This is a genomic window from Tahibacter aquaticus, assembly GCF_004363655.1.
Taxonomy (GTDB): Bacteria; Pseudomonadota; Gammaproteobacteria; order Xanthomonadales; family Rhodanobacteraceae; genus Tahibacter; species Tahibacter aquaticus.
Genome location: NZ_SNZH01000016.1, coordinates 106134 through 126464, shown reverse-complemented (window position 1 = coordinate 126464; position 20331 = coordinate 106134). Strand labels below are relative to the sequence as shown.

Genomic DNA, 20331 nt, shown 5'->3' with positions numbered 1-20331 from the left:
GCGTCGTTTTTGCACCGTCCTGCGTCCGTACGCCGGTTCGACATCGAACACCTTCAAACTACCCTGCGCCACCTCGACTGCCAGGCCTGCCGCAAACATCGCAGCCCTGCCTGTCGCTGAGGACGCGCTCCAGCCACTGCCCCGCCACCCGACCAGGACAAGGAAGCGTCATGAATGCCGCGCTATTGATCGACCAAGCCGACGCCACCGCCGCGCGCCTGCGCCAGTGGCTGCTGAGCGGCAGCGTGCAATGCGGCGACGGCGCCCAGGCCGGCGGCATCTTCGGCGCGTTCGATGCAAAGGGCGGTGCGCGCTATGTCTATCCGGAAATTACCGGTTACTACCTGCACTGGCTCGGCGACGTGGCCGGCAGCCACGGCGAGGCACGCCTGCAGCAGCACGCCCAGGCCGCGGCCGACTGGGCCGGTCGCGCCCTGGCCAGTGGCCAGGTACCGGCGACACGCTCCTATCTCGGCGGTGGCGACGGCGACGACTGGCGCAACCACGCGGTGTTTTTCTTCGACCTGGCCATGCTGCTGCGCGGTCTCTGCGCCGCCAGCGAGGCTGGCCTGATCGCGCTGCCCGGGTTTGCCGTGGCGCGGCTGGTGGAAGAACTCGCCGCCTTCGTCGACAGCGACGGCCGTATCCGCGCGGCACGCCTGCTGCACGCCGGCCATGTACTGCCCGAACGCTGGTCGACCCTGGGCGGACCGTTCGAGGTAAAAGCCAGCTCCCGCGTGGAACTGGCCGCCCGCCACCATTGCGTACCCGAAACCCTGGCTGCGGCCTGCCGCGAACTGGCCGCTTCATACCGGCCGCAGATCGCCACGCTGCCGCTGCAGATGCTGCATCCCACGCTGTATTTCGCCGAAGGCATGCTGGTCGCCGCAGCCGACTGCCGCGAGCCCATCGCTACGCTGGCGCAGCGCTGCCTGGCCCTGGCCGACGCCCAGGGCAATCTGCCGGAAGCGGAAGATTCCCCGGTGCCGCGCAGCGACATCCTGGCGCAGACCTTGCGCGTACTGCTGCTGACCGGTACCGCCGACAGTGCCGCCGCCGAGACGCTGGTGCGCAATCTGTGCCAGCGCGTCGACGCCGCCGGCCAGCTGCCGTTCCGTGTCGATACGCCCGAACGCCTGCCGAATGTCTGGTGCGCCATGTTTGCCGAACAGGCGCTGCGCTGGTTCGCCCAGGCACGCCGGGGCGAGGCGCTGCCCGCCGCGGAATGGCTGGTATGAGCCGTCTGCGCGAACTCGCCGGCGCCGCCTGGCGCCTGCTGCCGCATCTCCCGCTGGCCGCGGCGCTGCTGGTGGCCGACCAGCTCGCCCGCCGGCGCCCGGGCAAGCGGCGCACGGCGCGCGGAGCGGCGCTGCGCGGCGTGTCGGTGATCGTGCCCGAACGCGGCACGCCAGACCTGCTGGCGGAAACGCTGGCCGCGCTGGAAGCTGCACTGGCCCCGTTGAGCGAACCCACCCAGGTCATCGTCGTGGTCAACGGCGCAGCGCGCGAAGACTATGCCGCGCTGCTGCAACGCTGGCCCGGCTACGACTGGCAGTTCCACGCCGCAGCGCTGGGCTACAACGGTGCGATCGAAGCGGGACTGCGCGCCGCGCGCCATGGCTGGAGCTATCTGCTCAACAGCGACATGCGCCTGGCCGAAGACGCACTCGCGCAACTGCTGCCGTACCGGCACGCGCAGGTATTCGCAATCACCTCGCAGATCTTCTTCGTCGACAGCACACGCCGTCGCGAGGAAACCGGCTGGTCCGACTTCCATATCAATCCGGATTTCGCCGAAGTCTACGAACGCGACCCGGGCGCCACCCGGGTGGCACGCGGCAATCTGTACCCGGGCGGCGGCTCGTCGCTGTGCCGCACCGAGGTATTGCGCCGCTACGTGGCCGATTCGCGCGACTACAGCCCGTTCTACTGGGAAGACGCCGACTGGGGCATACGCGCCTGGAGCGAAGGCTGGGAACTGGTGTTCTGCCCCGCCTCGCACGCGCACCATCACCACCGCGGCACGGTGCGGCGCTATTTCGACGAGGCCGAAGTCGCTCGCGTGATCAAGCGCAACGAGCTGCTGTTCGACCTGCGTCATCGCTGGACCCGACGCCACCCGCTGCGCACGCTGGACCGTCTGCTGCGGCTGGACGCGCCGTCGCGCCGCGAACTGCGCGGCATCGGCCTGGCCTGGCGCGCGTTCCGCAGCCGCCTGGCGACCGAACGCGCGCGCCAGTGCGGCCTGCGTTTCGAGCGCATTACCAAGGATTACTGGTACGGACCGGCGCCGCAGGGCGAACAACCGCGCCCGCGCGTGATCCTGGTCACACCGTTCGCGCTGTTCCCGCCGGCCCACGGCGGCGCGCGGCGCATTGCCGAACTGGTCACGCGGCTTTCGCAACAGGTGGATTTTTTCCTGCTCGGCGACGAAGCCTCGCTGTACGGCGCCGCGTCCGAACCCTGGCTGCAGCATTTCCGCGGCGCCCAGCTGCTCGAAGGCCGCGGCGACAGGGCCGGCGAGCCGCCGCTGGACTTTCCCGCGAGGCTGCGGCGGCATGCCTGGCCCGGACTGCGCGCCGAGTTGGCGACGCGCATCGCCCAGTTCCAGCCCGACATCGTGCAAGTGGAATTCATGGAGCTGGTCGAACTGGCCGACATGCACACGGCGCAGCAGCGCTGGCTGCTGTGCCTGCACGACGTCTATGTCAGCGCACAGGGCGACGGTGCCGACGATGCCCTGCAGCGCGCGGCGATCGCGCGCTACGACGCCGTCGTGGTCTGTTCGGACGAAGACGCCGCGCTGCTGGCGCCGCAGCCGGCTAGCCTGATCGGCAACGGCGCGATCGACCGCCGTGCCGGCTATACGCCCTCGCCCGACGGGCTGCTGCTGTTCATGGGCCCGTTCCGCTACGCGCAGAACCGCAGCGGCATCCTCGCCTTCATCGAGCAGGCCTGGCCGGCGCTGCGGGCGGAATTCCCGCAGTTGCGGCTGCGCATACTCGGCGGCGTCGAATCGGCCGCCGTGGCCGAGCAGGACGCACGCCTGCGCCAGCCCGGCATCGAACTAGTCTCGGCCTTCGTCGATCCGGCGCCGCACCTGGCCGAATGTAGCCTGAGCATCAATCCGCAGATGGATATCCGCGGTTCCTCGATCAAGCTGATCGAGTCGCTGCTCGCCGGGCGTGTCTGCGCCAGCACCGCCGACGGCGCGCGCGGTTTCGCCGCGGCCGGACTGCAGGGCCTGCGCAGCAGCAGCGACATCGCCGGCATGGCCGCGACGATAGCGCCGCTGCTGCGCGACAGCGCCCTGCGTCATACGCTGGAATGTGCAGACACAGACATTCTGGAAAATTTCACCTGGGATGCGATGGCCGCACGCCAGCGCGAGGTATACCGCACGCTTTGTCCGGAGAGCACGCCATGAGCAGCTGGTCCTACGACGCGATCGCCGATGTCTACGCCACCGACATGGGCCAGAGCATGCCCTTCGACGATGTGGGCTGGTATCGCGAATTCAGCCGCGCTCAGGGCGGCCGCGTGCTGGAGCTGGGCTGCGGCACCGGGCGTATCCTGATCGAACTGCTTGCCACCGGCCTGGACATCACCGGTGCCGACCGCTCCCTGCCCATGCTGGCCCGCCTGCGTGCCGACGCCGCCGCGCGCGGCCTCGCCGCCGACGTGCTGCAGATGGACCTGCGTGCACCGGCCCTGCGCGCGCGCTTCGGCAGCATCCTGCTGCCGTATTCGCTGATCACCTACGTCACCGATCCGCCAGCCGTGGTGGCGACGCTGACAGCCCTGCGCGAGTTGCTGGATAACCACGGCCGCCTGGTGCTCGACGCCTTCGTGCCGCAGCCGGTCGCCAGCTTCGCCGACTTCCGCCTTGACTACCGCCGTCCGCACGAGCAGGGCTTCCTGGAACGGCGCAAGCGCATCACCGCGCATGCCGACGGCAGCAACCGCATCGAACGCTGGTATCGCGTACTCACTGCCGACGACAGCCTGCTGCAGGAACTGCGTACCGACGAAACCATCCGTCCCTATTCCGCGGCCACGCTGGAAGCCCTCGCCGCCGCCGCCGGCTATTCGCTGCAATCCCTGGTACAGGACTACGCCGCACACAGCAGCACAGCACCGCGTTTCGCCACCCTGGTGCTGGCAGCGCGCTGAGCCCCGCGCGGGAAGCGATATGCCGGCCGACTGTTGCCGGCTGCGCAGCGAAATTTACATTTCGTCACTGCATCCGCCGGCGAAACCCTTCGTATGTGCTGCGACTTGGCGTCGGTGTAAAACCCGCAGCGCCAGCGGCAACGCTGATTACTGGCCTTTCGTTATCGCCTGAAACCGCCTGCATTTGGATACGCATGCGTACCGTTGTGGGAAGTTATTACGCACAGGCACAACAAAGGCGTCGATCACGCGAAATTTGCACACCGCGTTCACTCTGCGCGCCGCAGCCTGCGCCGCGCATCGAGCGGGGTCCGGATTTTTCGCGCGAGTGATCGCAACAGCGTTCGCCGCAGTCACCTCGGCATGCACACACTAGGGGAAACACCGCGATGCGAGCGAAAGTCTGGGATAGCAGGTCGGCACTGCTGGCCTTCGTTTTACTGTGCGCAGGCTGCGCCGGAACACGTCACGAAGTGCGCGACGCGGCGCCGGCCGCACCACCGCCCCGAAACGCGGAGGCCGCCGCGCCAGTGCCGCCGCCCGCAGCACCAGCACCAGCACCCGCAACGGATGCAGCAGAACCGCCACCGCCCGCGCTGCCGTCACCTGCGCCGCCGGTTGCTCCACCGCCTGCTGCACCGGCGCGGGAAAAACCCGTGGCGGGGCCCAGGCCTGCTACCGCCGAACCCGCTGCCGCCCCCATTGCGCCCAAGCCCGCAGCGGCAGCTGTTGCAGCAAAGCCAGCAGCGCATGCGGCACCGGCGGTCGCCGCACCATCCGCAACGCCGACTGGCGTGGTCGAAGGCAATGAACAGGTACAAGGCCGCATCGAGCTGGCCGCTGGTCCGGGCCAGCAGATCGCGGCCGGCGAAATCACCAACACCATCGTCTATTTCGTGCCCGCGCGCGGCGCCCCGCGGCCGAAGCCCGGCCGCTACAGCATCGTCACGCGCAACAAGCGCTTCGAGCCGGAAGTGCTGGTGGTGCCGGCCGGCAGCACGGTGTCGTTCCCCAACCAGGACGAGATCCTGCACAACGTCTACTCGCCCAGCACGGGCGCCGGCTTCGACCTGGGCCTGTATGGCGAAGGCCAGAGCGCCGAAACCGTGTTCAACCGCGCCACCGTGGTGCAGATCTTCTGCAATGTCCATCACAGCATGCATGCGGACGTACTCGTCGCCCCGACGCCGTGGTTTGCCCGCGTCGACGGCGAAGGCCGCTTTGCTCTGACCGGCTTGCCGCCGGGCCCGGGCACGCTGAGTCTGTGGCATCCGCGCAGCGGCATGATCGCGCGCGAAATCAGCTTGCCGCTGGCGGCACCGCTGCTGGAAAAACTGCTGGCGACCAAGCCGGTCATTCCCGAGCACCAGCGCAAAGACGGTGCCAGCTACCGTCCACCGGCGCGCTGATCCATGCGTACCGAAAAGATTCTGCTGGTGCTGGGCAGCATGCTGCTGCTCGCCCTGATCGCCCTGGCCGGATGGCGCGTGCTACACAGCGCCGACACGGACGCGCGCCGCCTCGGTGCCGAACGGCTGCAGAGCGCGGCGCTGGCCCATGCCGCCTTGCAGGACGCGCGCGCACGCGAACTGCGCCTGATCACGCGCCAGCTCAGCACCGACCAGGGCTTCGTCAGCTACATCGCGCAATCGCTGCGCGGCGGCAGCGGCGGCGCGGTCGACAGCGCGTCGATCCGCGACCTGCTGGACGAGCGCCGCGGCCAGCTCGACATGGATGTAGCCCTGCTGCTGGACAACCAGGGCCGCACCATCGTCGACACCTCGGCCTACCAGAGTACGCGCTCGGATCTGTCGCACAACCTGGCCGTGGCCCAGGTCATCCAGTCGCTGCAGCCCGCCAGCGGCTACCTGTCCAGCCGCAGCCAGCTGCTGCAGATCGCAGTAGAGCCTCTGCTGCTCGGCGGCAGCAGCGAAGGCGTGCTGGTCAGCGGCAAGTTCGTCGACGACGCTGGCGCCAGACGCATAGGCCAGATCGCCGGCACCGACCTGGCCTTGCTCGCCCGTACCGCCGATGGTTTCAAGGTCGTGGCCAGTACGCTCGAGCCGGATATGCGCAAGCAGCTGCTCGCAGCCGCCACTGCGCACGGCTGGACCGAAGGCCGCCAGGAAAGCCGCGGCGAGCTGCTCGCACTGGGGCCGAACCGCTGGCTGGTACGGCTGCAAGCCAGCGCCGAGGACGGCAGCAACAGCCTGTTGATCACCCTGCTCGAACAGACTGCCGTCGCCGCGCCGTATGCAGCCGTCCGCACCGATCTGCTGGTCGGCGGCGCCGTATTGGCGTGCGCCGTCGTTTTGCTGGCGGCACTGGCCTGGTGGCGGCTGCTGGCGCCGCTGGGCCAGTTGAGCCGCAGTGCTGCCAGCATCGGCACTGGTGCCCTGGAACCGGTTCCCGTCGCCGGCAGCGGCGGCAGCGCCGCGCTGGGACAGGCGCTGGGCCGGCTGGTCGGCGAACTGCGCGAACAGCGCGACTTCGAGGCCTATAGCGCCGACTTGCTGCGCCAGCGTACGCGCAGCAGCGAAACCGGGCCGCGCGGCGACGCCGCTGCCGCGATCGATCACGGCGCCGCCGCGCGCCTGCAGGCGGGGACGGTGCTGGCGGATCGCTACGAAATCTATGCCCGCGTCGGCGCGGGCCAGAGCGGCGTGGTCTATCGCGCGCTGGACCGGCGCCAGGGCGAAGTGGTCGCCTTCAAGCTGCTCGGGCCGACGGCCATCGCCGACACCGGACATGCCGCGCACATCAAGAAATTGCTGCGTGCCGGCGCCGCCCTGAATCACCCGGGTGTCGCGCGCATCGGCGATGTCGGCCAGATCGACGAAGGCATCTATGTGGCCGGCGAATACGTGCGCGGCATCACGCTGAAACAGGCACTGGCCCGCACCGGCCGCATTCCCCTGTATGCAGCGCTGCATGTGGCGCGCGATATCTGCGCCGGTCTTGCAGGCATCCATGCGGCCGGCACCGCCCACGGCGCCCTGCGCCCGTCGAACATCGTGCTGTCACCGGGCATGGCTGCGCAGTTGCTCGATCTGGGCCTGACTCCACCGCCGCCAGGTTTCGATGCGGCGCGTCCGGAACTGCAGCTGCGTAGCGATCCCACGTATCTGTCGCCGCAGCAGATCGTCGGCAAGCTGGCCGACCACCATGACGATGTCTACACGCTAGGCCTGATCCTGACCGAAGTATTCACCTCGCGCCTGCCCCAGTCCGGCAGCCCGGCCGAGCTGTGCCGCGCGCGCGTGCAGCGCGAGGCGACGCCGCCATCGCGCCTGTGGACCGAAATACCGCCGCCGATCGAGGCACTGCTGCTGGGCTGCCTGGAACGCGATCCGGCCAAACGCTTTGCCGACGCGGTTGCCGTCCAGCGCGAGCTGGACCGCTGTCGCCTGTAACGCACGCCAAGGGAAATCTGCACCATGAAAAATTATATCTTTGGCAATAAATGCATAGCGCTACTCGGCGTGCTGGCGCTGCTCGCAACCGGCACTGCCACGGCCGCCGGCACACGCCAGCTCGCCACTGGCGGCGCCAGTACGATCGAAGGCAGCGCGGGCGGCGGCATCGTGCCCTGGGCCGCCATCACCGGCTATGGCACCGGCGACGAAATCGGTGCCACCGCGTTCGCCAGCCGTGTCGATACGGGCGACTACCGCCTCGACAGCCAGGGCGCGGCGGTCGGCCTGTTCAACCGCATCGAACTGTCGCTGGCGCGGCAGGATCTTGACCTGATCACACTGGGGCCGGCGCTCGGCCTGCCCGGCGCGCACCTGCGCCAGCACGTAGTCGGCGTCAAGCTGCGCCTTTTCGGCGACGTGATCTATACCGACTGGCCGCAGGTTTCGCTGGGTGTGCAGTACAAGAAGAATCGCGACTTTCTGATTCCCAGCGTGGTCGGCGCGACCGACGACAGCGATGTGGATGTCTACCTCAGCGCGACCAAGGTATTTCTCGCCGGCGTCGGCAATTTCAATGCCTTCATCAACGGCACGGCGCGCTGGACCCGGGCCAACGAAACCGGCCTGCTCGGCTTCGGCGGACCGCTGCATTCCGGCCGACGACTGCAGGCGGAAATCTCCGGCGGCGTATTGCTGTCGCGCCATTTCGCCATCGGCGCCGAATACCGGCGCAAATCCGGCAATCTGAGTGGCCTGCCGGAAGACGACTGGCGCGACCTGTTCATCGCCTGGTTTCCCAATCGCCATCTGTCGCTGGTACTCGCCTACGTCGATCTCGGCACCGTCGCCACGCTGCAAGACCAGACCGGCTGGTACCTGTCCCTGCAAGGAGCCTTCTGATGCGCCGCCACTTCGTACTGCATACCCCGTGCGCCTTGCTGGCAATGGCACTCCTCGCAGTGGCCGGCAACGTGGCCGCGGACGGCGCTCCGCATGCCGCGGCCGATGCATCGACTACCACGGCCGATGCGCCCGCACGCGATGATTCGCTGTATCGCGCCCTCGGCGGAGAACAAGGCGTCGCCACCCTGGTCGAGGCACTGCTGCAACGCGTCTATGCCGACGAACGCATCGCCTTCCTGTTCGCCGAGGCCGACCGCAATAATCTCGCCCGGCTGATCCGCGAACAGTTCTGCAACGAATCCGGCGGCCCCTGCGCCTATTCCGGCCGCAGCATGGCCGAAAGCCACAGCGGCCTGGGTTTGAAGGAAAAAGAATTCGACGCCTTCGTCGAAGACTTCATCGACGCGATGGAAGACGCCAGGCTGCCCTACCGCACGCAGAACCGCATGCTGAAGATCTTTGCGCCGATGCGTCCAGACATCCTGCACAAGTAGACGCGGCGACCGCGCCGCGCAGGACTGGCGCAACGTCCGGGCCGGCTGCGGCCATGTTGCAGAACCGCGCAGGAGTCCCGGTTCTGCAACGGCGAAGCTGTCCGGACCATTGCGCCGCGAGACCGCCCCAGCCGTTGAGCTACCTGCTTTTTCCGCAATGCATGCGTAACTGCGCAGTGGCGTTGCGGAATATGCGCGCCTGAAGAAATCATGCCGCGGGCATTGCGGCACGAAAGGTACAAATGCGAAGGTTCGCGCTCTCGGCAATCCAGGCATTACGCATGAGCACTTCTGTACGACTGTCTTTTTCTGCTTTATTCACCGCTTTACTCTTCGCTGTCCATGCGCCTGCGCAGGCACAGGCCGGCGACGCCACCTCTGCCGATCCGGCCAAGGCTGCGCAGCTGGAAGCCGTCACTGTCACCGGTTCGCGCATTCCCCGCGCCACGGTGGAAGGCCCTTCGCCGGTCACCGTGATCGATGCCGGCGACATCGATGCCGGCGGGTATCGCAGCGTATTCGACGTGCTCACCGCCGTGACACAGAACACCGGCACGGTACAGGGCGAAGATTTCGGCAGCACCTTCACGCCCGCGGCCAATGTGATCAACCTGCGCGGACTGGGCCCCAACCACACCCTGGTACTGGTCAACGGCCGCCGCGTCGCCGACTACCCGGTGGCGTACAACGGCTCGGTCAGCGCGGTCGATCTGGCGAATATTCCCAGCGTGATGATCGAGCGCGTGGAAATCCTCAGCGGCAGCGCCTCGGCCATCTACGGCTCGGACGCCATCGCCGGCGTGGTCAATATCGTGCTGAAGAAAAAGCAGCAGGGCATCGACCTGTCGCTCAAGGTCGGCGGCACCCAGCAGGGCGGCGGCGCCAACCAGCGAGTGCAGATCAGCGGCGGCGGCACGCGCGGCGATCTGTCGGCCGTATTCGGCGTGGAACTGACCAACCGCGAACCGATCCGCTGGGGCGACCGGCGCCTGACCAACAGCTACTCGCGCTACGCCCCGGACGACCTGCCCGGCGCCCTGTTCGCCCTGCGCAACCCGGCCACCGGCGACTACTACGAACTGCCCGGCAGCGGTTGCGCCGGTATCGGCCATCTGATGAACGGCAGCCTGCGTGCCTACGAAAACCCGCGCTACGACGGTTCGTACTGCAGCAGCGACGGCTATTACAACAACCGCACCATCCAGACCGCGAAGAAGCTGGCCACCGGCTATGCCAGCGTGCAGTACGCGCTCAACGACAGTACCGAACTGTTCGGCGACTTCATGTTCGGTTTCTCCGACGTGGAGAACAACGTGCGCAATACCACCTGGTCGGCACCGGCCGGTGCGTTCTGGAACGAGGCCACCAGCCGCCTGGAAAACTGGAGCCGCGTGCTGACGCCGGAAGAAATGGGTGGGAGAAATGGCAACAATTCCACTTACCTGCAACGCTCGACCAACCTCACCTTCGGCATCAACGGCACCCTGGGCGACGCAGGCTGGCGCTACGAGCTGGCGGCCAACCGTTCCGACTACGTCAGCGACCAGGGCCGCGTGCGCCTGCTCGCCGGCATCACCGATTTCTTCCTCGGCCCGCGCACCGGCTCGCACGACTACCAGGGCTCGACCTTTGCCGCCTACAACGCCGACCCCGCCCGGCTGATCACGCCGCTGACCACGGACGAGTTCCGCCGCCTCAGCGCCAGCTCGACCTCGCGCAACAAGGCCTGGACCGAAGACCTCAGCTTCAGCTTCAACGGCGATCTGCTGGAACTGCCGGCCGGGCCGCTGGGCATTGCCGGCGTGGTGGAAACCGGCCGCCAGGGCTTCCGCAACACGCCCGATTCGCGCATCAATAACGGCGTCTACTGGAATACCTCGGCCGCCACCCTGGAACACGGCAGCCGCAACCGCTACGCCGCCGGATTCGAGCTGAATGCACCGATCCTCTCCACCCTGACCGCCACCGGTGCGGCGCGCTACGACCGCTTCAGCTACGACGGCAAGCAGATCGGCAAGAGCACCTACAACGCCGGGCTGGAATTCCGCCCGCACGAAACCCTGCTGCTGCGTGCTACCCGCGGCACCTCGTTCCGCGCGCCGGACATGAACTACCTGTTCGCGCAGAGCACCCTGGGCTATTTCCCCGGCGTCACCGACTACTACCAGTGCCGCCTGCAAAACCAGCCGTACAACAGCTGCGACGTCAGCTACAACATGAACTTCGCCTCCAGCGGCAATACCGGGCTGAAGCCCGAGCGCGGCAATTCGCTGAGCTACGGCTTCGTGTGGTCGCCGGTTGCCGATTTCGACCTGCAGGCCGACTACTACCGCATCCGCATCAGCGACGGCGTGACCAATCTCGACGAAGACCAGATCCTGCGCACCGAAGCCGACTGCCGCCTGGGCCGCACGCCGTCGGGCACGCCGATCGACGTGAACTCGACCCTGTGCCGCGACGCCTTCGCCCGCGTCGTACGCACCTCGGCTACGGCGCCGGTGAATCCGAATACCGTCACCAACATCCTGGTCAATCCGGTCAATGCGGCCACCGAACGCACCTCGGGCATCGACATCAGCGCGAACTACCGCTTCGCGCTCGACGGTATCGGCAAGTTCCAGGCCCGCGCCGCATTTACCCGCGTGCTGGAACACGTCTACCAGCAATTCCCCGGCGATCCGGTGCGTGACTACCTGAACGACCTGAGTTCGCAGTCGGACTGGCGCAAGAAGGTGAATGCCTCGCTGTCCTGGCAGCTGGGCGCCTGGAGCGCACGCCTGGACGGCACGCGCTACGGCGAGATTTCCGACAACGCCTACGTCGGCCTGCGCCGCTCGTATACGGTCTACAACGGCAGCGTCGGCTACGAGATCGGCAGCAACTCCGACCTGCTGGTCAGCGTCAACAACCTGCGCAACTCCCTGCCGGTAGACAAGAGCGCGGGCTGGCCGTACTACTCCATCGGCTGGTACGACGTCTACGGCCGCCAGTGGTGGGTGCAGTACAACTACCGCTTCGGTGGCGGCCGCGGCTGAGCCCTGCTTTGGCAAGGAGCACGGCGGCGGCTTGATTGCCGCCGCCGTAACCGCCAACATGGGTGGTTTCCGTTTGCCGCGTGAGCTACATGAGCAGTCGTTACAACGCCGCCGATATTGAAGTCCTGTCGGGGCTGGACCCGGTCAAGCGCCGGCCGGGCATGTATACCGATACCTCCCGTCCCAACCATCTCGCCCAGGAAGTCATCGACAACTCCGTCGACGAAGCCCTGGCCGGACATGCCAGGACGATCGATGTCACGGTACACACAGACGGCTCGGTCAGCGTCAGCGACGACGGCCGCGGCATGCCGGTCGATATCCATCCGGAAGAAGGCATTCCGGGTGTCGAGCTCATCCTTACTCGCCTGCATGCGGGCGGCAAATTCTCCAACAAGAACTACCAGTTTTCCGGCGGCCTGCACGGCGTCGGCGTGTCGGTGGTGAACGCGCTGTCCACGAAAGTGGAAGTGACCATCAAGCGCGACGCGCAGCTGCACCGCATGGAATTCCGCAACGGCGACCGCGCCAGCCCGTTGGAAGTGATCGGCAGCGTGCCCAAGCGCCAGACGGGCACCACCGTGCGCTTCTGGCCCGATCCGAAATATTTCGATACGCCGAAGATCCTGCTGTCACGCCTCAAGCACGTGCTGCAGGCCAAGGCCGTGCTGTGCTCGGGCCTGACCGTCCACCTCAGCGACGAAGCCAGTGGCGACAAGGACACCTGGTATTACGAGGACGGCCTGCAGGATTACCTGCGTTCCATGCTCGGCCAGAACGACTACCTGCCGAACGACCTGTTCGTACACGAACTCAAGCGCGAGACCGAAGCGGTGGAATTCGCCATCGCCTGGGTGCCCGAAGGCGAACTGGTGCAGGAGTCCTACGTCAACCTGATTCCCACTGCCCAGGGCGGCACGCACTGCAACGGCCTGCGCACCGGCCTGACCGAGGCACTGCGGGAGTTCTGCGATTTCCGCAACCTGCTGCCACGCGGCGTCAAGCTGGCACCGGAAGACGTCTGGGACAGGCTGTCCTTCGTGCTGTCGCTGAAGCTGCAGGATGCGCAGTTCTCCGGCCAGACCAAGGAACGCCTGTCCTCGCGCAACGCCGCCGGCTTCGTCGAAGGCGTGGCCCACGACGGTTTCTCGTTGTATCTGAATCAACATGTGGAAATGGGCGAACGCATCGCCCAGCTGGCGATCGAGCGCGCCGCAGCACGCCTGAAGGCCGAAAAGCAGATCGTGCGCAAGAAGATCACCCAGGGTCCGGCGCTGCCGGGCAAGCTGGCCGACTGCGCATCGAGCGATCTTTCCCGTACCGAGCTGTTCCTGGTCGAAGGCGACTCCGCCGGCGGCTCGGCCAAGCAGGCGCGGGACAAGGATTTCCAGGCCATCCTGCCGCTGCGCGGCAAGATATTGAACACCTGGGAAGTGGAATCGGGCTCGGTGCTGGCCTCGCAGGAAGTGCACGACCTGGCCGTGGCGATCGGCTGCGATCCCGGCGTGGACAAGATCGACGGCCTGCGCTACGGCAAGGTCATCGTGCTGGCCGATGCAGATTCCGACGGCCTGCATATCGCCACCCTGCTCTGCGCCCTGTTCCTCAAGCATTTCCCGGCGCTGGTACGGCAAGGCCATATCTTCGTGGCTATGCCGCCGCTGTTCCGCGTCGACGTGGGCAAGCAGGTTTTCTACTGCCTGGACGAAGACGAAAAGCGAACCCTGCTCGAACGCGTCGAGCGGGAAAAGATGAAGGGCCAGATTTCGGTCACCCGCTTCAAGGGCCTCGGCGAAATGAACCCGCCACAGCTGCGCGAATCCGCGGTGCATCCGGATACGCGCCGCCTGGTCCAGCTGACCGTGGAGCCGGACGACGGCACCAGCAAGATCATGGACATGCTGCTGTCGAAGAAGCGCGCCTCCGACCGCAAGAGCTGGCTGGAAGAGAAAGGCGACCTGGCGTCGCTGGAAGTCTGAGCGAGCCGCCGGCCCGGCGCCTGCAGCAGGCAGATCCGCGCAAAAGCTGCTTTTACCACCGAATGGAAAAAGCAGCTTTTGCAGCTAGCGCCGGTCGTCTTTCTTCTTTTTCGGCGGCGGCGGTTGCTGCTGCCCCGCATTGCCCTGCTTGGACTGTTCTTCCTGCGGCTGGTCCTGCGGCGGCGGTGGCTTCTTGCGCCCCATGCCTACCGGCATCTGGCTGGAATTTCCCGACTGCGGTTCGGGCGCGGCAACCGCCGCCGACGGCGTACACAACGCCGCACAAAATACAATGGCAGCCATGACGATGGCACTACGCATGATCTTCCCCCAGTGACGATCGATTCAACCCCAGTCAAGCCCTGAACACGTGCCGCGTGAACGGCGTTTCTCTCAGCTGCCTCGCTCCACACAGCCCCGCCAAGCCCCTTCGTTGCCAGGGTCTGGCCGCCGCCTGATACAAGCAGGCGCCGTATCGGCGCAGAACCCGACAAATCCAGAAGTTTCCCGGCCCGCCGACAGGCTCGCCCACACTACTCCGCCAGCCTCAGACTTCCAAGGTCGCCTGCAATAGCTGCCGCAGCAGGCGGACAGTGCCGGCGGCGCGCTCGGGCCGGTAGTCGAAACTGTCTTCGTCCATGTAGTTGAGCTGGGCCAGTTCCAGCTGGACCGCATCGATGCCCTGCTCCGGCTTGCCGTAGTGGCGCGTGATATAGCCGCCCTTGAAGCGGCCGTTGGCGACATAGCTGTAGTCGCCCTGCGCCTCGAGGATTTCCACCAGCCGCGCCTGCAGCCGCAGGCGGCAACTGGCACCGGCGGCGGTGCCGAGATTGAAATCCGGCAGGCGACCGTCGAACAGGAACGGCACGACCGCACGGATCGAATGCCCTTCCCACAGCACCGCGCGGCCGTGCTCGCGCTTGAGCCGCGCGAGTTCCTGCTGCAAGGCGGCGTGGTAAGGCTGCCAGTAGGTCTGCACCCGCGCCGCAATCTCGTCCGCTGTCGGCTGTGCGCCGTCGAGGTACACCGGTTCGCCGCTGAATTGCACAATGGGACAAAGCCCGGTCGTGTTCTGGCCCGGATACAGCGACACATCGTCGGGCGGCCGGTTCAGATCGACCACGTAACGGGAATACCGCGGCACCAGGACCGACGCGCCAAGCTCGCGGGCGAAATCGTACAGCCTGCTCACATGCCAATCGGTATCGGGTACACGCTGTGCCGACGGCGTCAGGCGCGCGGCAATATCCGGCGGCAGCTCGCTGCCATCGTGCGGCAGCGAGACCAGCAGCGGCACACGGCCGGGGTACAAGCTGAAGGTGGACATATTCACGGCTTCCGCATTCACGGCTTGGGCACGGCAATCGGCACGTACAGCGCGCTGGGATGCTGTGCATCGTGCAGCAGCTCCACCGTGACCGTGCGCGCGTCCTTGGCGCCCTCGGCATTCACCACGCCGCCGCTGTTGTAGTTCTTCTGCATGCCCAGGTTGTTGATCGGGCCGAGTACCAGGCGCAGGCGGCTGCCGCGCTTGAGCTGGCGCGCCACGAAGGTGAAGCGCTCGAAATCGTAGCGCTCCACCTTGCCCGGCTTGACCAGCCTGGCCTCGCGCAGGCTTTGACGGTAGCGCGCGCGCATCACGTCGTTGCTGAGCAGCAGGCTGCTGCCGTCGGGAGCGATGGCGTAGATGTCGACGCTGAAATCCGTATCGGGCTGGTCCAGCTTGAGCCAGGCGCTGAAGCGGAAAAAGCCGGCGATATCGGTGTCCTTGTCCAACGGCGCGGTGTGGTAGACCAGTTGCTTCCCGTTGCGCCGCAACAGCGGACGCTGGTCGGTAAGCTCGGCGCCCGATTCGTCCGTGGCATCGCCTTCGACGGCGCTGACATCGAGCGGATCGTAGACGTAGCGATCACTGCCGCTGCGCTTGCCGCGCTGGTCCGCTTCGAGGCGGCCCGACGCATACACGTCGCCGGCGCGGCCGTTGTCCGACGCAAGGAAATACGCCCGCTGTTCGGCGGTAATCGCTTCCAGCGTATCGGCGTAACGCCAGTCATTCGAGCCCGTCACGTAGTAGGCGACACGCGCCTTGAGAAACTCGGGCTTGGGGCCGTTTTTCAGCGTCCAGTCGTACCAGGCTTTGTGCAGCGCATTCATGTCCAGCATGCTCGCGCTGCCGTATTTGAGGCCGGCGTATTCTTCCCGCGGCGTGCGCGTGCTGGCATGGTCCCATGGGCCGATGATCAGATAGTGCCTGTCGCGCGCGGCAGCAGTGCCGTACTTCATATGGTTGGCATAGAAAGCCAGCGCGCCGGGCTGGTCGCCGTCGTAATGGCCGGTGATGCTGAGAATCGGCAGATCCAGTGCAGCGTATTGCGCCTGGGTCGGACTGAGGCGGTCCCAATACTCGCTCTGCAGGGGATTGGCCACCCACTGCTGGAAATGCGCCGACGGATTGCCGAAGCGCGTATCAAGCGTGTTGAACGGTGCATGCGCTTCGTGCGCGCTGCGGAACAGCTGGCCCCACATCGCTTCGTCGCCGAACAGATCGTCCTGTGCCGCCTTTCCGCTGACCAGGGTCAGCCAGCGCATGTCGTAGGGATAGAAAATATTGTTGCGCATGGGGAAATCCAGCCCCGGCATGACCGACGCCACCGGCACAATGGTGGCCAGATGCGCCGGCTTTTCCTTCGCCGTCGCCCACTGGTCGTAACCGGCGTAGGAACCGCCCCACATGGTGATCTTGCCGTTGCAGTAGCTCTGCCTGGCCAGCCATTCGACGATGTCGTGGCCGTCCTGCGCTTCCTGCAGGAACGGCGTGAACTGTCCGGCGGAATTGCCGCGGCCGCGGGCGTCGACCGCGGCGAACACGTAGCCGTGAGCGGCAAAATAGCGGCCGCGATCATGGTAGCTCTGCGCGATATACGGCGTCAGCGTCAGCACGCAGGGCAGCGCGTCCTTCTGCCCTTGCGGGCGGTACAGCGTGGCCTGCAGCTCGACGCCGTCGCGCATCGGAATGCGCACGCCCCACTGCAGATCCACTGGCGTGGCCGCTTCCGCAGGCGCGGCCCGCGGCGCCTGTGCCTGCGCGTTCAAGACCAGGCCAAGGCCGAGCAGCAGTCCTGCGATTCCCTTTCGATACATGTATATCCCCTCAGAGATGGAAGCGTTGCGGACTATAGGGTCTGGCATCGAGCGTGGTCGCCTTGCCGCAGAGGATCTCGGCGAGCAGCTCGCCGCTCGCCGCCGACATGCTCACGCCGAGCATGCCATGGCCAGTGGCCAGGCTGAGATTGCGCCAGCGCGCGGCGCGACCGAGGATGGGCAGATCGTCCCAGGTCATCGGCCGCCAGCCCCACCATTCTTCGCTCACGCTGGGGCCTTCGGGCTCGTGCAGATAGCGCGCGGCACCGCGGCGCAAGGCGTCCAGCCGCAGGCGATTGAGAGTTTCGTCGTAACCGGCGAATTCCATCGTACTGCCCAGGCGATAGCCGTCGTCCCAGGCGGTGACGCAGACACTGTCTTCCTTGAGGATCAGCGGAATGCGCGGCGCCTGCTGCGGCCGCGCATAGGTGATGGAATACCCCTTGCCCGGCTGCACCGGGATGCGCAGCTCCAGCCGCCGCCCCAGCTGCGGTGACCAGGCGCCCAGGGCCAGCACCACTTCGTCGCCGTGTTCCTGGCCTGCGGCCGTCTTCACCGCGGCAATGCGATCGCCCTCGAGCAGAAAATCCTCGGCCGCCGTGTTGTCGACGATGCGCGCGCCGGCCGCACGCACGATGCGCGCCAGCTCAGCGACGAAACGGTCCGGCCGCAGTTGCGCATCGCCGGGATGGAAAACGCCGCCGATCACTGTATCGCGCAGACTGGGTTCTTTCGCCCGCAGCTCGGCCCCGCCCAGCTCGTCTACCGCGATACCCACCTCGCGCAGGCTGCGCGCATGCCAGCCGAACTCATCCAGCGCCTGTTGCTGGCGAAACACATACAAGGTGCCGCGCTCGGCAAACCCGCACTGCAGTGACTGCGCCGCGACCAGCTCGCCGATCAGCGCGCGCGAATGGGTGAGGATGGCGGCCTTGCTGCGATTGGCCGTATTGAAGTCGGTCCAGTTGCAGCGTGCGGCAAAGCGCGTCATCCAGTGCAGCAATTCCAGATCCAGCCGTGGCGCGACATGGAACGGCGCATCCTTGCGTCCCATCATGCGCAGGGCCTTGACTACCATGCCGGGCATGGCCAGTGGTGCAGAGTGACTCGGCGTCAGCGTGCCGCAATTGCCGTGGGAAGCGCCGCCGCCGACGCGGCCGCGCTCCAGCACGGTGACGCGCCGCCCCTGCTGCAGCAGGAACCAGGCACAGGACAGGCCGACGACACCGCCGCCCAGAATCAGTACATCCGCTCTGTTTTCGGTCATCCCCGAATCCTAACGAGTTCATCGGAAATTGGCAGGCGGGTATTGCCAAGTCACCGATCGGTCATTAAGATGCGCAGCTCCCTCGGGGTGTAGCTCAGCCTGGTAGAGCGCTACGTTCGGGACGTAGAAGTCGCAGGTTCAAATCCTGTCTCCCCGACCAAAATCTTTGGTACGAAAAAAGCCTGCTGACGCAGGCTTTTTTCGTTGTCGCGCCAACATCCGCCGAACGCGCGCATAGCGAAAGCGACCTCGCCTACGGCATCGCCACCGTCGGATCACCCAGTATCACCATCCCCAGCCGATCCATCGCCATCAGTTTCGCCTTCATCGCGCGCACCTCGGCGCCGGCCTCGTGGTTATTGAAGGCCTCCACCGCATCGATATGGTCGAGCAGCAACCCGGCGACGGCGTCGTAGTAGCCGTCCATGGCCATGCCGACCGGCGTGCGCCTGGCCGCATGTAGCGAAGTGAACAAGGTGTCGATGATCAGCGCGTCGGTCATGCGCTGGCCATTGTCGGGATCGCGCAAGGTCCAGTCGAAGGTCGGTTCGACGTGGCCGATGAAGGCAGCCAAGGGCTGCGCCGCGCCAAGCAGCGCGCGCGGCAGTGCTGCAGTACACGGGCCGATCTGTGCGACGGCGCCGAGCATGCGGCCCAGCGACGAGGACGCATCCACCAGTTTCTGGAAGGTCGACGGCTTGTCGGCACCAGCCGAGCAGCAGGCATGCGCGTACCAGATCGCGCCGGCCGGCTGCCATTGCTGCAGCAGTGCATCGATGTCGAGCAGCGCGTGGTCGCGGTCGACCAGCAGGCCGAGTTGCGCGCGCAGCTTCGCCGCATCGTCCAGCGGGAAAGTGGCCCCGTGACTGGTGCTGAGTACGAACGCGGGCTGGCGCTCAGCCAGCGCCGCGTTCAATTGCGCGTGCGTCGCCTGGGCGTCGGTCAGCAGCTGCGCGTCGAAGCCGGATTGAACGAAGGCTTCCTGCAGTTTTTCCGCGATGGTCTTGCGCATCAGGTAGGTGATATCCGGATGACCGTGATCCACCGACCAGAGCAGCGGCTTGTCGGCGCTGCGCCGGCTGCCGTGCCAGCCGCTCGACAGTGCATCGACATAACGTTCGAGACCTTCCTCGTCCAGATCCAGCCGGCCAACGAAAGCGTCGGTCTGCAGGCGGTACTGGAAACTCCAGGGAATTTCGCCGGGCGAGCCGACAATCAGCAGATAGCGCGGCACGGCCGCATCGCCGCGCACGCCACGCTGACCGCTGGCGCGCAAGCGTGCGGGCGCGCGGTGGGCAAAGTGGCGCAGCAGGAAACCGTCACGGGCGTGTTCTTTTTTGTAGCGGAATACCGGCGCATTGCCGCGCGCGGCGATCAGGCGCCGGATTGCCGCCGGCGCATCGACCGCCGCGGCCTTGTCCGCGTCCGACAGGCCGTCGCGATCGGGCAGAACCACGCCCCAGCCGACGCGGTCGCTGCGCCAGTCGGCCAGATCCAGCGCCGGTGCTGAGGCGGCCTCCGGAGCCAGCTCGCGCGCGCGGACGATTGCGCCGCGCAATGCCCACGCCATTGCTTCCCGCGAATACGTACCGACCGCTTCGGCGTCGCCGCACCAGGCATTCGTGCGCAGCAGCGCGCCCAGCTCAGTCTCTATCGTCATGATCGAAGCGTCCGTCGCTGTCGGGCCACAGGCGCGCGCGATGCCGACAGCAGGCCAACCTGGGCTGTCTTCCCCGATGCCGCCATGCTGCGGCCTGTTACAGCCAGCCCGAATTCGGCCACATCGTCCTCAAAAACAGACTGATTTTCCAATTTCCCTTTGTCCGGTAATTTCAATGTAGTGGTTATCTTGTCCGCAGCAGCCAGCTCGACCTGTAGCGTGACAATGTCGTTCGCAGACCGCAGTCGCTCGGTCATGCCCCT

General features: G+C 66.5%; 15 protein-coding genes and 1 tRNA gene. 10 read left to right on the top strand and 6 right to left on the bottom strand.

All coding sequences use genetic code 11. From position 1 onward, the window contains the following. Nucleotides 1-170: 170 nt before the first annotated feature. The 9 genes from DFR29_RS29370 (at nucleotide 171) to parE (ending at nucleotide 14000) form a co-directional block, all read left to right on the top strand. On the top strand, nucleotides 171-1238 hold the full coding sequence (locus DFR29_RS29370) for a hypothetical protein (protein ID WP_166654277.1): 1068 nt from the start codon (nucleotides 171-173) through the stop codon (nucleotides 1236-1238). Further along, nucleotides 1235-3427, top strand: a complete 2193-nt coding sequence (locus tag DFR29_RS29365) for a glycosyltransferase (protein WP_166654276.1) — start codon at nucleotides 1235-1237, stop codon at nucleotides 3425-3427. The genes DFR29_RS29370 and DFR29_RS29365 overlap by 4 nt, the downstream gene beginning before the upstream one ends. After that, the gene (locus DFR29_RS22495; protein WP_166654275.1) at nucleotides 3424-4173 is read left to right on the top strand and encodes a class I SAM-dependent methyltransferase; all 750 of its coding nucleotides are present in this window, start codon (nucleotides 3424-3426) and stop codon (nucleotides 4171-4173) included. Before DFR29_RS29365 ends, DFR29_RS22495 begins: the two co-directional genes overlap by 4 nt. A gap of 794 nt (nucleotides 4174-4967) precedes the next feature. Next, complete coding sequence (locus DFR29_RS22485) at nucleotides 4968-5582, top strand: cupredoxin domain-containing protein (protein ID WP_133820883.1); 615 nt, start codon at nucleotides 4968-4970, stop codon at nucleotides 5580-5582. Between the two features lie 3 nt (nucleotides 5583-5585). Beyond that, nucleotides 5586-7586: a protein kinase domain-containing protein gene (locus DFR29_RS22480; RefSeq protein WP_133820882.1), complete on the top strand. Its 2001-nt coding sequence runs from the start codon at nucleotides 5586-5588 to the stop codon at nucleotides 7584-7586. A 24-nt stretch (nucleotides 7587-7610) separates the two neighbouring features. Continuing rightward, the gene (locus DFR29_RS22475; RefSeq protein WP_133820881.1) at nucleotides 7611-8489 is read left to right on the top strand and encodes a DUF3034 family protein; all 879 of its coding nucleotides are present in this window, start codon (nucleotides 7611-7613) and stop codon (nucleotides 8487-8489) included. Next, nucleotides 8489-8986 (top strand): group I truncated hemoglobin, encoded by a 498-nt coding sequence (locus DFR29_RS22470; RefSeq protein WP_133820880.1) that lies wholly within the window; start codon nucleotides 8489-8491, stop codon nucleotides 8984-8986. Before DFR29_RS22475 ends, DFR29_RS22470 begins: the two co-directional genes overlap by 1 nt. A gap of 281 nt (nucleotides 8987-9267) precedes the next feature. After that, nucleotides 9268-12021 (top strand): TonB-dependent receptor plug domain-containing protein, encoded by a 2754-nt coding sequence (locus tag DFR29_RS22465; protein ID WP_166654274.1) that lies wholly within the window; start codon nucleotides 9268-9270, stop codon nucleotides 12019-12021. Between the two features lie 89 nt (nucleotides 12022-12110). Further along, complete coding sequence (gene parE / locus DFR29_RS22460; RefSeq protein WP_133820878.1) at nucleotides 12111-14000, top strand: DNA topoisomerase IV subunit B; 1890 nt, start codon at nucleotides 12111-12113, stop codon at nucleotides 13998-14000. Between the two features lie 84 nt (nucleotides 14001-14084). Here parE and DFR29_RS22455 read toward each other — a convergent pair whose 3' ends face one another. From DFR29_RS22455 to DFR29_RS22440, 4 genes are all read right to left on the bottom strand, one after another. Continuing rightward, nucleotides 14085-14321 carry a hypothetical protein gene (locus DFR29_RS22455; RefSeq protein ID WP_133820877.1) on the bottom strand — a complete coding sequence of 79 codons (237 nt, stop codon included), beginning with the start codon at nucleotides 14319-14321 and terminating at the stop codon, nucleotides 14085-14087. Nucleotides 14322-14547: 226 nt separating this feature from the next. Next, a complete protein-coding gene (hutG, locus tag DFR29_RS22450) occupies nucleotides 14548-15327 on the bottom strand; it encodes an N-formylglutamate deformylase (RefSeq protein WP_133820876.1) in 780 nt (259 codons plus the stop codon). Between the two features lie 17 nt (nucleotides 15328-15344). Then, nucleotides 15345-17141, bottom strand: a complete 1797-nt coding sequence (locus DFR29_RS22445) for a CocE/NonD family hydrolase (protein WP_166654273.1) — start codon at nucleotides 17139-17141, stop codon at nucleotides 15345-15347. Between the two features lie 10 nt (nucleotides 17142-17151). Further along, nucleotides 17152-18408 (bottom strand): NAD(P)/FAD-dependent oxidoreductase, encoded by a 1257-nt coding sequence (locus tag DFR29_RS22440; RefSeq protein ID WP_133820874.1) that lies wholly within the window; start codon nucleotides 18406-18408, stop codon nucleotides 17152-17154. An 83-nt stretch (nucleotides 18409-18491) separates the two neighbouring features. On the opposite strand from DFR29_RS22440, the gene DFR29_RS22435 reads away from it, so the two are divergent. After that, nucleotides 18492-18568 (top strand) — tRNA-Pro (locus DFR29_RS22435). Nucleotides 18569-18661: 93 nt separating this feature from the next. Here DFR29_RS22435 and DFR29_RS22430 read toward each other — a convergent pair. Both DFR29_RS22430 and DFR29_RS22425 read right to left on the bottom strand, forming a co-directional pair. Further along, nucleotides 18662-20068: a hypothetical protein gene (locus tag DFR29_RS22430; RefSeq protein WP_133820873.1), complete on the bottom strand. Its 1407-nt coding sequence runs from the start codon at nucleotides 20066-20068 to the stop codon at nucleotides 18662-18664. Continuing rightward, complete coding sequence (locus tag DFR29_RS22425; protein ID WP_133820872.1) at nucleotides 20065-20325, bottom strand: hypothetical protein; 261 nt, start codon at nucleotides 20323-20325, stop codon at nucleotides 20065-20067. Before DFR29_RS22425 ends, DFR29_RS22430 begins: the two co-directional genes overlap by 4 nt. Nucleotides 20326-20331: the final 6 nt, after the last annotated feature.

What these genes read in the sequence shown, in the direction of transcription:
- DFR29_RS29370 (WP_166654277.1), top strand. Translation starts at nt 171, where the DNA reads ATGAATGCCGCGCTATTGATCGACCAAGCCGACGCCACCGCCGCGCGC.
- DFR29_RS29365 (WP_166654276.1), top strand. Translation starts at nt 1,235, where the DNA reads ATGAGCCGTCTGCGCGAACTCGCCGGCGCCGCCTGGCGCCTGCTGCCG.
- DFR29_RS22495 (WP_166654275.1), top strand. Translation starts at nt 3,424, where the DNA reads ATGAGCAGCTGGTCCTACGACGCGATCGCCGATGTCTACGCCACCGAC.
- DFR29_RS22480 (WP_133820882.1), top strand. Translation starts at nt 5,586, where the DNA reads ATGCGTACCGAAAAGATTCTGCTGGTGCTGGGCAGCATGCTGCTGCTC.
- DFR29_RS22475 (WP_133820881.1), top strand. Translation starts at nt 7,611, where the DNA reads ATGAAAAATTATATCTTTGGCAATAAATGCATAGCGCTACTCGGCGTG.
- DFR29_RS22470 (WP_133820880.1), top strand. Translation starts at nt 8,489, where the DNA reads ATGCGCCGCCACTTCGTACTGCATACCCCGTGCGCCTTGCTGGCAATG.
- DFR29_RS22465 (WP_166654274.1), top strand. Translation starts at nt 9,268, where the DNA reads ATGAGCACTTCTGTACGACTGTCTTTTTCTGCTTTATTCACCGCTTTA.
- parE (WP_133820878.1), top strand. Translation starts at nt 12,111, where the DNA reads ATGAGCAGTCGTTACAACGCCGCCGATATTGAAGTCCTGTCGGGGCTG.
- DFR29_RS22455 (WP_133820877.1), bottom strand. Translation starts at nt 14,321, where the DNA reads ATGCGTAGTGCCATCGTCATGGCTGCCATTGTATTTTGTGCGGCGTTG.
- hutG (WP_133820876.1), bottom strand. Translation starts at nt 15,327, where the DNA reads ATGTCCACCTTCAGCTTGTACCCCGGCCGTGTGCCGCTGCTGGTCTCG.
- DFR29_RS22445 (WP_166654273.1), bottom strand. Translation starts at nt 17,141, where the DNA reads ATGTATCGAAAGGGAATCGCAGGACTGCTGCTCGGCCTTGGCCTGGTC.
- DFR29_RS22440 (WP_133820874.1), bottom strand. Translation starts at nt 18,408, where the DNA reads ATGACCGAAAACAGAGCGGATGTACTGATTCTGGGCGGCGGTGTCGTC.
- DFR29_RS22430 (WP_133820873.1), bottom strand. Translation starts at nt 20,068, where the DNA reads ATGACGATAGAGACTGAGCTGGGCGCGCTGCTGCGCACGAATGCCTGG.
- DFR29_RS22425 (WP_133820872.1), bottom strand. Translation starts at nt 20,325, where the DNA reads ATGACCGAGCGACTGCGGTCTGCGAACGACATTGTCACGCTACAGGTC.